General features: G+C 56.0%; 13 protein-coding genes and 1 pseudogene. 4 read left to right on the forward strand and 10 right to left on the reverse strand.

Translation table 11 applies throughout. The features are described from left to right. The first annotated feature begins 180 nt into the window (after window positions 1-180). Window positions 181-2,259, forward strand: a complete 2,079-nt coding sequence (locus HYPDE_RS03685; RefSeq protein WP_041319922.1) for a molybdopterin-dependent oxidoreductase — start codon at window positions 181-183, stop codon at window positions 2,257-2,259. On the opposite strand, the gene HYPDE_RS18650 is transcribed toward HYPDE_RS03685, so the two are convergent. Continuing rightward, window positions 2,210-2,413 carry an NADH ubiquinone oxidoreductase 20 kDa subunit gene (locus tag HYPDE_RS18650; RefSeq protein WP_015597015.1) on the reverse strand — a complete coding sequence of 68 codons (204 nt, stop codon included), beginning with the start codon at window positions 2,411-2,413 and terminating at the stop codon, window positions 2,210-2,212. The genes HYPDE_RS03685 and HYPDE_RS18650 overlap by 50 nt on opposite strands. 501 nt (window positions 2,414-2,914) lie before the next feature. Here HYPDE_RS18650 and HYPDE_RS19785 point away from each other — a divergent pair. Next, a complete protein-coding gene (locus HYPDE_RS19785) occupies window positions 2,915-3,175 on the forward strand; it encodes an HNH endonuclease (protein ID WP_432263860.1) in 261 nt (86 codons plus the stop codon). Window positions 3,176-3,452: 277 nt separating this feature from the next. Here HYPDE_RS19785 and HYPDE_RS03690 read toward each other — a convergent pair. Together HYPDE_RS03690 and HYPDE_RS19485 are read right to left on the reverse strand one after the other, a co-directional pair. Next, window positions 3,453-3,692, reverse strand: a pseudogene (locus tag HYPDE_RS03690) (transposase); the annotation flags it as partial. A 652-nt stretch (window positions 3,693-4,344) separates the two neighbouring features. Next, window positions 4,345-4,608: a hypothetical protein gene (locus HYPDE_RS19485; RefSeq protein ID WP_015597017.1), complete on the reverse strand. Its 264-nt coding sequence runs from the start codon at window positions 4,606-4,608 to the stop codon at window positions 4,345-4,347. A gap of 164 nt (window positions 4,609-4,772) precedes the next feature. On the opposite strand from HYPDE_RS19485, the gene HYPDE_RS03700 reads away from it, so the two are divergent. Further along, the gene (locus tag HYPDE_RS03700) at window positions 4,773-5,018 is read left to right on the forward strand and encodes a hypothetical protein (protein WP_041320811.1); all 246 of its coding nucleotides are present in this window, start codon (window positions 4,773-4,775) and stop codon (window positions 5,016-5,018) included. Window positions 5,019-5,885: 867 nt separating this feature from the next. Here the strand turns inward: HYPDE_RS03700 and HYPDE_RS03710 are convergent. The 7 genes from HYPDE_RS03710 to HYPDE_RS03750 form a co-directional block, all read right to left on the reverse strand. Then, window positions 5,886-6,095 (reverse strand): cold-shock protein, encoded by a 210-nt coding sequence (locus HYPDE_RS03710; protein ID WP_015597021.1) that lies wholly within the window; start codon window positions 6,093-6,095, stop codon window positions 5,886-5,888. 593 nt (window positions 6,096-6,688) lie between these two features. Continuing rightward, window positions 6,689-7,336, reverse strand: coding sequence for an FYDLN acid domain-containing protein (locus HYPDE_RS19280; protein WP_081625077.1), 648 nt, complete (start codon window positions 7,334-7,336; stop codon window positions 6,689-6,691). A gap of 975 nt (window positions 7,337-8,311) precedes the next feature. Continuing rightward, entirely contained in the window at window positions 8,312-8,944 is a 633-nt protein-coding gene (locus HYPDE_RS03725) for a tyrosine-type recombinase/integrase (RefSeq protein WP_041319930.1), read from the reverse strand. A gap of 881 nt (window positions 8,945-9,825) precedes the next feature. Further along, the gene (gene fabF / locus HYPDE_RS03735; RefSeq protein ID WP_051111963.1) at window positions 9,826-11,127 is read right to left on the reverse strand and encodes a beta-ketoacyl-ACP synthase II; all 1,302 of its coding nucleotides are present in this window, start codon (window positions 11,125-11,127) and stop codon (window positions 9,826-9,828) included. 84 nt (window positions 11,128-11,211) lie between these two features. Beyond that, window positions 11,212-11,667, reverse strand: coding sequence for a nuclear transport factor 2 family protein (locus tag HYPDE_RS03740; protein ID WP_015597028.1), 456 nt, complete (start codon window positions 11,665-11,667; stop codon window positions 11,212-11,214). A gap of 63 nt (window positions 11,668-11,730) precedes the next feature. Next, window positions 11,731-12,396 (reverse strand): glutathione S-transferase family protein, encoded by a 666-nt coding sequence (locus HYPDE_RS03745; RefSeq protein ID WP_081625078.1) that lies wholly within the window; start codon window positions 12,394-12,396, stop codon window positions 11,731-11,733. 49 nt (window positions 12,397-12,445) lie between these two features. After that, window positions 12,446-13,009 carry a TetR/AcrR family transcriptional regulator gene (locus HYPDE_RS03750; RefSeq protein WP_210162344.1) on the reverse strand — a complete coding sequence of 188 codons (564 nt, stop codon included), beginning with the start codon at window positions 13,007-13,009 and terminating at the stop codon, window positions 12,446-12,448. A 201-nt stretch (window positions 13,010-13,210) separates the two neighbouring features. Between HYPDE_RS03750 and HYPDE_RS03755 the strand changes: the two genes are divergently transcribed. Continuing rightward, window positions 13,211-13,420 carry a hypothetical protein gene (locus tag HYPDE_RS03755; protein ID WP_015597031.1) on the forward strand — a complete coding sequence of 70 codons (210 nt, stop codon included), beginning with the start codon at window positions 13,211-13,213 and terminating at the stop codon, window positions 13,418-13,420. The last annotated feature ends 43 nt before the right edge of the window (window positions 13,421-13,463 follow it).

Below are 13,463 nucleotides of genomic sequence, written 5' to 3' on the forward strand. Positions count from 1 at the left end.
TACGCTCTGCTTCGGCCAGCCCCGACGCTGGCCAATGACGGCCGGATTCTAACTTAGTGCCTGGTATCGTGACGTGGGGCAGACCACAGTGCCCCTTGTTTGCCAATCTGTTGATTGTTACGCGAGCGTTTTCTAAAAGTTAAGCTGCCATCGCCGGTTAAGCCCTATATCTTCTTTTCCATGGTACGTCAGACTTTCTCGACCTATTGCGCCTTGTGCATATCGCGTTGCGGGTGCTTAGCGACCGTTGAGGATGGCAAGCTTGTTCGGGTCAGTGCTGATCACGATCATCCCACCGGCCGCGCAATTTGCGTCAAGGCAAAGACGGCCCCGCAGCTTGTGACCCACCCTGACCGACTGACGCGGCCGCTTCTTCGCACCCGGCCGAAAGGTGATCCAGACCCTGGCTGGCGTCCTATCGACTGGAACGAAGCTTTGTCGCTCGCCGGTGAACGCTTAAGAGCTGCCGGACCAGAGAGTACGGCTTTCGCCGTAACGACACCTAGTGGCACAGCGGTCGCTGATAGTTTCGATTGGATACTTCGGCTCGTGCATATTTGGGGTAGCCCAAATCTCGTTTTTGCCACCGAGAACTGCAACTGGCACCGAGATTTCAGCCCCTCTCTCACCTGGGGCAGAAGCTTCGGCATGCCAGATTATGCTCGAACGAAAACGATACTACTTTGGGGAAGCAATCCCGCCGCGACCTGGCTCGCGCACGCCGAACGGATTCGCGCGGCACAAAGGCGTGGAGCGAATCTTATTGTCGTTGATCCGCGTCGAAGCGGGTTGGCCTCTCATGCTGACATTTGGCTGGCTGTGAAGCCCGGCTCGGACGCTGCGCTGGCGCTTGGCCTCATTCACCTCATGCTAACAAAAGGCGGGGTGGACCTTGATTTCCTACGTCTGCACTCCGACGCATTTTCTCCTTGTCCGGACGGGGAGTGTTCCGTTCTTGAGCGCCTCACCGAACACGCTGCCCAGTGGCCGCCTGGGCGCGTCGCATCGGTGACCGGCGTGTCAGAGGAATTGCTTTACCGTACTGCCACTATGATCGCCGAAGCAAAACCAGTTTCTCTTTATACTTGGGCTGGCACCTGCCAGCAGCAGCAGGCAACCGTCACTGCCCGATGCATTAGTCTGTTCTATGCGCTCACCGGCAGTCTTGGGCAACCCGGCGGAAATCGCTGGTTTGCCAAACCACGGTTGAACGATATTGCTGCATTTGACCAGGTCGCGCCTCACCTCCGCGATAGAACTCTAGGAATCAAAGAGCGCCCGCTCGGGCCGCCGTCTCGGGGTTGGATAACCACGCGCGATCTTTTCCGCACCATCGTCTCCGAGCAACCTTATCCAATTCGAGCCTTAGTAGCCTTTGGCGGCAATTTTATCGTTTCGAAACCCGCCACACAGTACGCTGAGGCCGCTCTCGCGAAATTGGATTTTTTCATTCAAAGCGAGTTGTTCGAGACGCCGTCTGCTCGTTGGGCTGATCTGTTGCTTCCCGCCGCCTCATGCTGGGAACGCCAAGGGTTACAGGCCGGATTTTTCGTGGACGAAGCGGCAGAAGCTCACGTTCAGCTGCGTCGGGCACTTGTACGCCCGCCCGGAGACGCGCGATCCGACACTGCGATCGTTTTTGATCTTGCCCGTGTGCTCGGGCTTTCTGAGGACTTCTTCAACGGAGATCAGGAAGCCGGTCTCGCCCACATCCTCGCCCCAAGCGGGCTAAGCGTTGAGGCGCTGCGCTCTCACGAAAGAGGACTTACAGCTACAAACCTTGACGTTAAAGGCCAGCTCCCAGTGATCACATTATGGTCAAAAGCTTTGGCTCGCTTGGGTGAAGACGCACTGCCTATATGGGAGCCGCCCGCAAGCCCGCCAGAATTTCCGTTTCTTCTCACGTCTGGAAAGACCGTTCCCTACTGCCACAGCCAGTTTCATCAGATCGAGACATTGCGAAAGCTAGAGCCAGAGCCCGTGGCCGAACTCGCCCCGGATGTGGCGGCGGCTCGGAAGGTCAGACCTGGTGATACTATTGTCATTCGCACTGCGGTTGGCGAAGTGTACTTCCGTGCCACGATAAATTCCGGACTTTCCGCCGGAACGATTTGGGCTCACTACGGCTGGTGGCGTGCAGATCAAAACATCAACTACAATGCAGTTATGGATGGAGAATGCTTCGACGTTGTATCCGGCAGCAACGCGCTTAGAGGAATCGCCTGCGATTTGACAAAACGCGAGCTTCTTGCCACGTAACCATGGGCGTGAGCGAGCCTAGAAAGCTGTTCACTGGCGGCGGAAGGCATCCTGGCACCGTCACGTCGACGGGGACGACGGCAGATACCGGTCCGATGCAAGCGTAGCTTCCAGCAAAAACACCGCCCGTGCACGCACAGGCGCCGACGGCCACCTGGTCAACGGAAGCAAGAGCGAGGGGACTCTCTCGCTATCCGGAATTCGTCTGCTCTATTCAGTTTTTTCAGCGCACGGCCTAAATGCGTACGAAATATTCGGCCTCAGCCAGAGTTTCGGATCCGTCGAGCAGAGGTTATTCCGATTGCACCCTGCCATAGTTTGTGCAGAAATTTGCGGCGGAGGCCGCTGTCCCGGTCCATCGCGACTAACGCGCGCTCTAGCGAAGACGAACCTCCAGACACACTATTACCAACATTCGCCAACCATCTATCATCACGAGCTTCGCCGATAGATGAGGACGTTGGAGCGACAGACGGCTTCTTCACAACGGCGCGATGCGCGGTTCCACATTCCATATCAACATTCATACTCAACGGAACATCCTTTGCTTACAGCTAATAAGTAATAAGTCGCCGTTTAGCGAAATTGCGTGCTGAAAGACAAGTGATGTGAATAACACGGTAGAAATACAGTGACGCTCTCAGCGCCGCAGCCCGTGAGGATCATCGCTCAGCGTCTGTCGAATTATAGGCGTAGATACCTCACACATGTCGTTGCTAGTCACTGTAAGCCTTGGCGTGACGCAACAAACCAAGAGCGGCTCGATGGCGAGAACGGATTTTTACTGACGCCCAGCATCGACCATTTGTTTGATCGGAAAATTTATTGGCTTGAAGATAGTGGCCGGCTCATCATTTCTCCTGTCGCTCATAGGCCGTCTCTTCAACGGAGGAGATCGAAGCCTCCGAGACGGTAAATGTTGGAAACTTCACCTCAGGGCAAAAGCGATTCCGTGAGTTTCATCGTAACTCTGCGCTTCTGCAGTCAATACTATAGACGGCAGACAGGCAGCATCAACTGACGCGAGTGATTCGAACTTGCTGTAGCTATTGGTAGAAAACACAAACAACATTCGTGAATTGACAGTGTGCCGCTTTATCCGTGGCTGTGTGAGAACTCCGGCGTGAAGGTCACTCGGTGAAGCTGACGTGTTCACCGTCCTGACCTCAGCCGCGAACCGCTGCGATCAGCGGCTAAACGCCCATGATCGAGATCATCCGCTTGATGTTGTAGGCCAGGACGCAGAGGCTCATCTCGGCTTTCATGCGCTCAAGTCCTCTTGTCAGGAAGTGCGTGTAGCCCATCCACGCTTTGATTGTGCCGAACGTGTGCTCGACTGTTCTCCGGCGAACCGTCATGGCGTTGCCCGCATCGAGCCGCCTCTGCATCTCCTCGATGACGCCCTCATGTTCCCAGCGATTCACGCGGCACGCCTCGGCGCGAGAGGGGAGGAGTAGCGTTCGTATCAATTCTAACGGCTGAATGACGTCATCAGGTCAGCACTCCGGACCTATGCATTCAATGCAGCGCTAACCCCTTTTTATCAAAAAGATCTGTGCTTCGACGGCTGACCGCCCGGATCGTGATGCCCCGAAACCGCTTCATTCGCCCAGACGTTCGAGCTGGCCAAGCACAGTTCAAGGAACAAAAAGCCCGAGCATGAGTTCGAGCGGCAAATGAGCACCTACTGGCAAAAGAGTATTTGGGATGAAAAGCGTGAAGGGAGTGTCTCGTAACACGCGCCTGCAGATTATGCTAACCAACGATGAACTTGTCGCAATCGACGACTGGCGGTGTCGGCATCGCATGCAGACTCGCAGCTCCTGAACTTTTAGCCAGGACGAAACTCCCGTGAAGCCGATGCGATCGTAGGATTATGGGCTGCTGAACTTCATCGAAGGAAGAGACAGAATGCTAAGGTTGTCTTCTTTTCGGCCATATCACCTCCGTCGGCAGTCGAACCCATTCTTCCGGTCCCGTTTTGACCGCCTTGGACATACGCTGCGAAGTCTCAGATGCAAACAAAAAACCAAATCCGAGGATTTCAGCATCACTAGGAGCCTCGAGGCCTCAACGCATCCTGCGCTATTTTTGCTTGCGAACACCCCTTGCTGTCGAAGATGCTGCCGGATTCGCCGCAGCACGGGCCAACCGCTCTGCTCTGAGGCGCGCTGTTTGCGCACGGGTCGCAGCTAATTTGGCCTTGATCTCATCAAGCGCCTCCTGCGCATCCGCCGCGCGCGTCTGCTTCTTTTCTGCAGCTTTCACTCTTGCAAGTTCGCTGTCATGGGTCGCCTGAAGCTGATCGATGAACGCCCGATGCTTCGCACTCTTCGGATAATCCCACATTTGATTCACGTAGGCAGTATAAGCGTAGTAACAAGGGTCCCTGTCGGCACAAGTTGATTGATCTATCAGACATTCAGCGGATTTATGGGCACAATCATGGACTACGATATACCTTCGGCTTTGGTGTTGCCGGCTTGGGCAACCGTAATGAGAGCGAGAAGACGATGATTCACTGGAAGCCAGTCGGAGAGTACGTAGAACCCAATTGGGTGAAACATGGAACGGACCTGCCGCCCATCCTTTTCTGGCGCTCTGTGAAAGGAGCAGTGCTCGGCTTTTTGCGGGACGGCGAGCTGTTCGACGCGAAGTGGATTTACGTCTGCGACGCCAACAAAGTATCGCACTTCTCAGCCGTTAATGTCCCGGGTGACACCGTTGTAGAATTAGCGGCGCATCGCGCGGAAAGCTGAGCAGAGCCTGCCGGCACAATCACATCACGGCCACTCGCACATAAATATCTATAGCTAAATCATCGATTAGCGCGCATGCTGACACCATCATCGGCAGGCAGCCCGGGCGCTGATGGCTGAGAGACAGACGCTCCCGCCTGAAGGAGGAGAAGCAATGGACTCTCGTCCGCCATTCAATCCAGATCAATTCGCGCTGTGCTATCGCGCGTATACCGCTGCTTTACTGGACGTCCAGAAGCAAAACGGCGGAACACCAAACGCACCATTGTCCGAAGGAATCCGGTTCATGGTCGCGCTGCGCATCATTGAAGCGTCAGCGAGCGGAGAGCGCGATCTTTCCAGGCTAAGGCGATTTGCACTGAGTGGTTGACGCATCACTAGATGCTCGGTTCGCTTCGTCCTTGACCATCAACGGTCAGCCGCCATTCGTAGCTATCGCGGTGTGTCCACCGCTTATCGCAATGCTCGCAGCCGCAGGATTCCATCAATAAAAGGTGCATTTTTGTGGGGCGGATAATCTAAGAGACGACTATTGGGTCGCGTCCTCGTCACGGACGCGTCTTCGGCTGTTTGCTGGACGATGTTGCGGCTTCTCTCGCGAGTCTTTCCGCCCGAAGGCGTTGCGTTTTGGCCTGAACGGCAAGTCTTTCTGCTTCGTGATCCTTCATCGCTTGCTGTGCCTCTTGAGCCCTACGCAGCTTCGTCGCTGCGATAGCTCTTTTATCCCTTACGACCATGGCACAATGACTCCAAACTCAAAGTTCAACATAGCAAAAAGCCTCGCGCTGTTCCGCACGAGGCTTCAAGAGAAAGAGCTCTGCCAGTACATCCGTGGTCAAGGCTCGATCTCATTTTATTGCGCGTCCTTTAGACGGGGCGTAGGTTTTGTGCGGAGGATTTTCCAGTCCGGCGATCTGCCACGACCTCGAAAGATACTTTCTCACCTTCGTTAAGATTGCTCAGACCTGCGCGTTCAACAGCGCTGATATGAACAAAAACGTCCTGGGTGCCATCCTCCGGCTGGATAAATCCAAAGCCTTTTTGACTGTTGAACCACTTCACGGTGCCTGTTTGCATTGGGTATTTCCTTAAAAGCATTTAGTCGGCGCACGTTATGCGCGCTGGTTATTTGTCGAGATTGTTGGAAGGTCATCAGTCAGCCGCATTTTCGCGGGGAGGCCAAGTCATTCTGGCGAAGCTCGATCTTCGCTAAATAGTGATGATAATACGTTCGTGCAAGCCATTCGTTAGAAATAAAAAGAGTAGATGGGCTCCTTGCACTCCACAACGATCGAAATCTCCACCCGCGAATAGGTCAGCCTACGACGAAGAACGATGGTGTTTTGGAAGCGCATTTGCGTCGGGCGTCGACCGCGCAACATGGTACCCACAGGATATGAGATCGGCGATCGCAATAGTCCCGTCGATCATGAATGCGCAGAAAGCTGCTTCAGTCATCTCTATTTCGTAGGCACGGGACCAATGATGGGCAGGGCCAAAGGTTGAAGTTAGAGGCAAGTTGATACCGCGTTTATCGACCGAGAAGCCCAACAGACCGGGATTTCCGCAGACAAAGACGTAGACGATCGAGAGCAAACTGGCCTCCTCTCATGGAACCGGATCCTACGCCTTATATTGTCCAGGACCTCCAGTGGGGACGAAATGCAACGTTACGCCGAGCTTACTTCCTCGCTGCCCTTTTCCAGACTGAGGACTTCCTGCGTGTCGTCATCATCGTCCTCAACGTTGATAAGAACGTCTGGTGGCGAAAACGGCTCATCATCTTTCACGGGTTGATCTTGTTCGACCCCTTCGTCTTCGGGTGAAGGCGCTGGGATTGCTTCAAGACGATAAACTTTACCCTTCTTTGGGCGTACGGCCATCTCGAACTCATACCGATCCACGGTTGAGACATCGCAAGGTGTTTGGCAGTAGGGGCATGCAGGGGAAACTTGATTAAGGTCGTAAAATCGGTGTCCACATATCTCGTTTGTACACGTATGTTTTGTTCCGCGCGGAGACGCAGGAAATTCCAGAGCAGCTATTAGGGGCACACAGTATCCTCTCAGCGTAAAGTCGTGTGGTTCTCGTGTACGCGCGATGCGCACTACGGGATTGTTGGTGTCAGTCGAGAAGCATGGGATAAGTGAGACTCGCCGACGATTGCCGGACGGCGATGCCATTCCGATCATCGACGAACAACGGCAGCTGCCTGGAACAGGCCAAGGCTCTGCCGAATGCCACGGCATGGGCCTTAAGACGGAAACACAACAAGCATAGATTACTTTGTCCGCGGAGTACCGACCACGAAGCCCCATGGGGCTTCGTGACGAGAATGTAATCACTTTTCATGAACACGTTCCTTTTGTGCCGAATCGACGGCGTAATGCAGAGCGCAAAATCAGCTATGAATTGCTTGCGATTTATTCAGAAGCTGCATCGCCTTTTTTCAGCGGCCAATGTGCGCCAATTGATGTTTTTTGGGCGCGACGGCTTCGAAGCAGCTCAAATAACGCGAACACTAGTTAGCTTTAGAATTCGCCAGTCTAGTAATTGTAGGCTCCATGTCGCCAAATGTCCAATCATATTCTTGCTCTTACGCAGAACATAACGCGAGCATTGGCAGCAATTGGGGTGGTTATCTGAGGCTGACGGACAGAAAGTTAGGCCAGTTCCTATTCTCATGCCGGCCGTTGATTGTTGGCCCGCCGTTACGCCTCGTGCATGAATGGGTGGCCTGTATCGCCTCGATCCGAGGAAGTTTGCACGCATTCGCTACGCCGAACGAGGGCGGTACTAATCTACAGTCGGACAGGTAACCTTCGTGCGGTCCAAGAGAGCACAGCGCAGTATCTGGGAATCGAAGTCGACGATGCGATCGAGATCGCCGAGAAGATCGACATCTGATGGCGTCACGCTCTACCTCCGATTCCAGACGTGATCGGCGTCGCCGATTGCCAGTCAGCTGATGGCCGCTAATGGGATAACCGGCTTTGCTGCAAACGACGATGCTTCGGTCCGCATGCCTGTTTCTGGCCCTGAACGCCGCGAGCTGAACGGCCGCTAACTGATCATTTCGTCGATCGCGGTTCGGTACGGCTTCAGTTCTTGCCTGGACCTAGCCAGCAGCTTCTAAAATTGTTTCTTGGCGCAGTACGCTACCCGACTCCGGGACATGTTTCAAAATGATTCTATAGCAGATCAGTCCTATTAGCTGCCATGGTGTAGCAGAGATCGGCGACGCAGGGAGCGCCGCCGACCACGTCCGGTATCGGAGGCAGAGCGTTAGTCGCTCAGATATCGATCTTCTCCGCGATCTCGATCGCGTCGTCGACCTCGATGCCGAGATATCTGACCGTGCTTTCGATCTTGGAATGCCCGAGCAAGAGTTGGACGGCCTGGAGATTTCCTGTTCGCCGGTAGATGAGTACGGCCTTCGTCCGCCGCAGCGAATGCGTGCCAAATTTTGCCGGGTCGAGACCGATGCTAGCGATCCACTCTAGCACCAGCCGCGCGTATTGCCGCGTTGTCAGCCCACCTCTGTCGCCACGGCCGGCGAAAAGGAACTGGCCCGGCTTGCGCTCCGTCAGACGCAGGTATTCGTCGATGGCCTGTCGAGTCTGATCGGTCAGTTCGAAGCGAACCGGCCTGCCGGTTTTCTTTTGCCGAATGGTTGCTCGATCCATTGAGTATCCGCTTGGAGCAACGTCATCGACGCGCACGGTGACAATATCGCAGCCGCGAAGTTTGCTGTCGATCGCTAGGTTGAAGAGTGCAAGATCCCTCTTCTTGCCCTCGATTTGCAACTTGGTTCTAATCGACCAGACATGGCTCGGCCTCAGCGGCGGTTTTGCGCCGACAAGTTTCCCTTTGTTCCACGGCACGCGAACTGGCTTGATAAGCGAATTGGCATGTTCCTGTTCCATGGTCTGTCTCCTTTCTAGAGAGACGAACGACCATGCGCTCGCGACGGCCGCGCGGATCAATCTAATGGTCGCTATCGGCCCAATTCTTCCTTGGCTTGGTTAGCGGTCCACGATTTTGACCCAAATCGGACACGCATCGATGGCCATGCCGTGCGCGCGGAGAGTCATAAATCTCATTGCGGAAAATATCTGTGCCGGCAACGGTCCTTTACTTGGCAACCGCCAAGCACTCGACTAGCGTTCGAGTAGATTTGTTCTTACGGGGGTTGCAATGCAGGTTTTCAAGTTAGGCTTCGCGGCCGCGGTTATGGTGTGCGCACTTTCGGCGATGGCTCAGGCGGCCGATTGTACAAGGGTCGCAGCCATTGGCGATAACATCACCCACGATTTGGCGGTCCTGTTCTCCACAAACGCACTTAAGAATACGATCGCCGGGCGAGGGCTTATAGGGAAGGGGCCAGTGAAAACCAGCTGCAAATCGGCGTCGGCGATGATTGAGTGTTACTCCTCGCAGATGGCCTGCAAGGGCGGAACGCCCGCGACCTGCTTGGGCCCCTGGCTATGCTTCTGAACCCGGCACTAGACGTGCCCTCATCTTGAATCTGTTCTTGCGGCTCGAACCTCGCAGTTATGCCGGGCACCATCCGAAAAGATGCATCGGGCGCTTCTGGCCCGTAACGCCGCCCGCCCGACTGAAGCTAACGGATCGGTTCACCTCCGGGAAGCAGTAGCCAGGAGGCGTCGGCGTCTGGGCAGAGCCGACGGTCGGTCCCAAAAGCGGTCATTGACCCTGCCGGTTAGCGAGAGCAATCCACATCCTTAGAGTTGCGTGCTTTCAAGAGCAAAGCGGACGCAGTCCTGGCCACGCAGAGGCACGATGCTCACCCATGGGCACTTCGATCAGTCTCACGGGCGAGAGCGTCCGACCATCGGCGGAAGACGATGCTGGCATTGACGCCGCCGAAGCCGAAGCCGTTCGATATTGCGTGCTCCATTCGAAGGGATCGGGCCTGTTTGCCCACGAGATCTATGCCTTCAGCGGCCGGATCGGGATTTTCCAAGTTGAGCGTCGGCGGCGCGACCTGATCGCGCAGTGCAAGGATGGTGAATATTGCCTCGAGGCCTCCTGCTGCGCCGAGCAGGTGGCCCGTCGCCGACTTGGTAGCGCTGACGGCGATCTTTCCTTCCCGTCGAAATACGGCCTTGATGGCTTCGAGCTCACCCAAATCGCCGATCGGAGTCGATGTGGCATGAGCATTGAGGTGCTGGATGTCGAACGAACTGAGATCCGCTTGTCTAAGCGCGATCTCCATGGCCCGGCGAGCGCCTTCGCTATCCTCCGGCCCAGCTGTCATATGGTAGGCATCTGCCGTCGTGCCGTAACCGACGATTTCCGCAAGAGGCTTGGCCGCGCGAGCGTGTGCGTGCGCGAGGTTCTCGATCACCAGAATGCCCGCGCCTTCCCCCATGACGAAGCCGTCCCGGTCTCGATCATAAGGCCGTGACGCACGATCCGGCGTGCCATTGAACCCCGTGGAAAGCGCACGTGCAGCGGCAAAGCCGCCAAGGCTGACCAGATCAATGCAGGCTTCGGCACCGCCGCACACCGCCACGTCCGCTTCTCCGGATCTGATAAGACGCGCGGCATCCCCTATGGCCTGAACGCTTGCGGCACAGGCGGTCACCGGCGCACCGATTGGCCCCTTGTAGCCGTGGCGGATCGAGACATGGCCGGCCGCAAGGTTGGCCAGGAACGAGGGGACGGTGAAAGGTGAAAGGCGGCGGACGCCGCGGTGATCGGTGGTGCGCACTGCGTCGACGATAGCGGGAAATCCGCCGATGCCCGTTGCGATGACGGTTGCGGTCTTCTCAAGAGCTCGCGCATCGGCGGGCGTCCATCCCGCCTGCGCGATGGCCTCCGCCGCAGCGACAAGCGCGAACAGGATGAAGCGATCCATCTTCCGTTGGTCTTTGGCAGGTACGGCCAGGATCGCATCGAAGCCGCCGTTGGCATCCTCGTCTTTGCCCGGCACAATTCCGGCTACTCTTGCCGGGAGAGAGGCCGCCCATTCAGGCAATGCACGCAATCCGGACTGGCCGGCGAGAAGTCGCTTCCACGCGAGTTCTGCCCCACATCCCAAGGGCGACACTACTCCCAATCCCGTCACAACAACACGACGCATGCACACACCCTAGCCACTTTTGGTGACGAAACGTGTCCGAGGGCCAAGGGCCTTGATGGAGGCTAGCCCGCCTACCTGCTTCCGTCAGCTTTCAATCGGCTTTGCGGCAGCCTCTTGAAGGCCAGACGCCGCCTGAGCGGAAAGACCACGGGCCGCTTCCTGTGAATCCTGGAATTCCTCGAGCGCATAGAGTCTGCCCCACCGCAAAGTAAAAACGTGAAGACCACGGTTGATGTAGGGGCCGCCGTTGAGCAGCGTTGCGGTGGCGTCCCATTCGGCAAACGCGGTCGTATGCCAAGGCCAGCCTGTGATCCAAATATTGTTGACCTTAATACGTAGGTTGGGAAGAACGCGGCCTGCGCGCTCAAGCCAGAGCCGAAGTGCTTCTTTGCCACGTCGCTCGCCAGCAAGCGCGTGGGCGCCGGCAACACGGTGGTGAATATTCGGCGCGGCTGCTTTCACGGCCTCAGCCCAGCGATGGTTGTTCATGTCGTCGAAAGTCTGTCGGATATTTTTCTCTACGATATAGCTGTATAGCATCTGATGTCTCTCGCTGGTTTTGCTGTTTCCGGATTGGGTGGTCAGCTCGCATCAATGTTGCAATCAACACTTTGCCATTGCGCGGGAATGGGCGGGCCGGGCCCTGAGACCTTCGATCCAAGAGCGTATTGCGTCTCGCCCTTCGAGCAGACCGATATCCAGAGCCCACCCCATCATGGAACCGTTGAGAATGTCGGCTGCCGTAATTTTGTCGCCCAATAAGAAAGATCGCCCCGTCAGGTACCGCTCCATGAAAGCAGCGACATCATCAAAGGGTGTCAGCGAAGGTCCGACGCTTAGGATGGGTATTTTGCGAGCTCTGGCTTTCGCCACTCTCATCTGTTCCAATATGGCCGGCTCCAGCGTCCCAGCCGAGAACGCCATCCAGGTGCAATAGTCCGCCCTGCGCTTTTTATCCGCTAGCGGAGGCGCCAGATCTGCCTCTGGAAAGCGATCTGCAAGATAGAGAGAGATGCCCAGCGACTCGAAGATGATCGTTTGGTCGATTTCGAGGGCCGGCACCTTGCCGAGCGGATGAACAGCCAGGTAACGTTTTCTTTTGTGCTCGCCTAGCCAAAGACTGACAATGCTCAGCTGATAGGAAACGCCGATTTCTTCTAGCTGCCAACGCACTCTCGCCGCACGAGTGCCGGGCGCAAAATGCAGCCGGATGATGCCAGACTCAAATGTGGACGGCAATGAAGCTGGCGCTCGTCCTTTATCGCTCATCTCATCTGGCCCGATGCTGTTTCATTTGCATGCTCCGTGCGACGCTACGCTACTCCAGCTGGCCTGCACTGCGGCCCGCCGAAAGGATTTCTGCGCGAAGTTCTCCGCTGCCGACGGCGCGCGCCATAACGACCGTACCAACAAGGTTGATAAGAAGTGTGAGGGCTTTGGCTCTTTGCTCGGCGGGCACACCAGTTTGAGCCGCCGATAATTTCTCGATCAGACCTTGCGTTCCGTTTGCGAATACCTGCTGCAGGGATGCGTGCTCTCGCGCGATTTCGCTCCCGAGCGCCACCATCGGGCAGCCGATTTCAGGCTCCGCCACATGCGTTTCCGAAAGATAGTCGGTCACGTACGCCTCTACTGCCGACCTGGGTCCCCCACTCTGCAAAACCATTTCGAGACGGCTGAGGAGCTCGCCGTAGGCCTGTTCGGAGGCTTCGGCAATGAGAGCCTCCTTCGATGCAAAGTGACGGTAGAATCCTCCGTGCGCGAACCCCGCCGCTTGCATGATGTCGGCAACGCTCGTGCCGGAAATGCCGCGCTCGCGAAGGATCCGGGAACCGATCGCAACGATCTCCGCGTGATGTTCGGCCTTCGCCTCTCGTGACATGCGCATCTGAGCTGGTTCCATTTGGTTTGGGCTTCTTAATTTAGATTATATATAGCATCTTATCGTACGACACAATCGCCGCCGTCGAAATTTTGCAAACTCCGCGCTTGACGTTTTAGATTTCTATCAGCATCTATATGGATAGATGATTGTCATCATCTAATGTGAAGTATCCAACCTACGGTCAAATGGAGACACGCTATGAAAGCTCTGATTATCGCTGCCATGACCACTGCCGCGCTTTCGGCCGGCGCCATGAGCGCCCAGGCTCAGGATGAAACCGATCGAGCCATGCGCGCCGGCTCTTATGTCAATCCTACCGGACCTGCGAACGGAGCCTGGTCGAGTTCTGGGGCCACAATTCGCTACAGCGGTGCACTCGTCAGAAGTAAGAAGCACACGGCTCGCTGACCTCAGCGGCACCGACGCCGCTCGGTGGATTCAGGTTTGATAG

This window comes from Hyphomicrobium denitrificans 1NES1, assembly GCF_000230975.2.
GTDB lineage: Bacteria > Pseudomonadota > Alphaproteobacteria > Rhizobiales > Hyphomicrobiaceae > Hyphomicrobium_B > Hyphomicrobium_B denitrificans_A.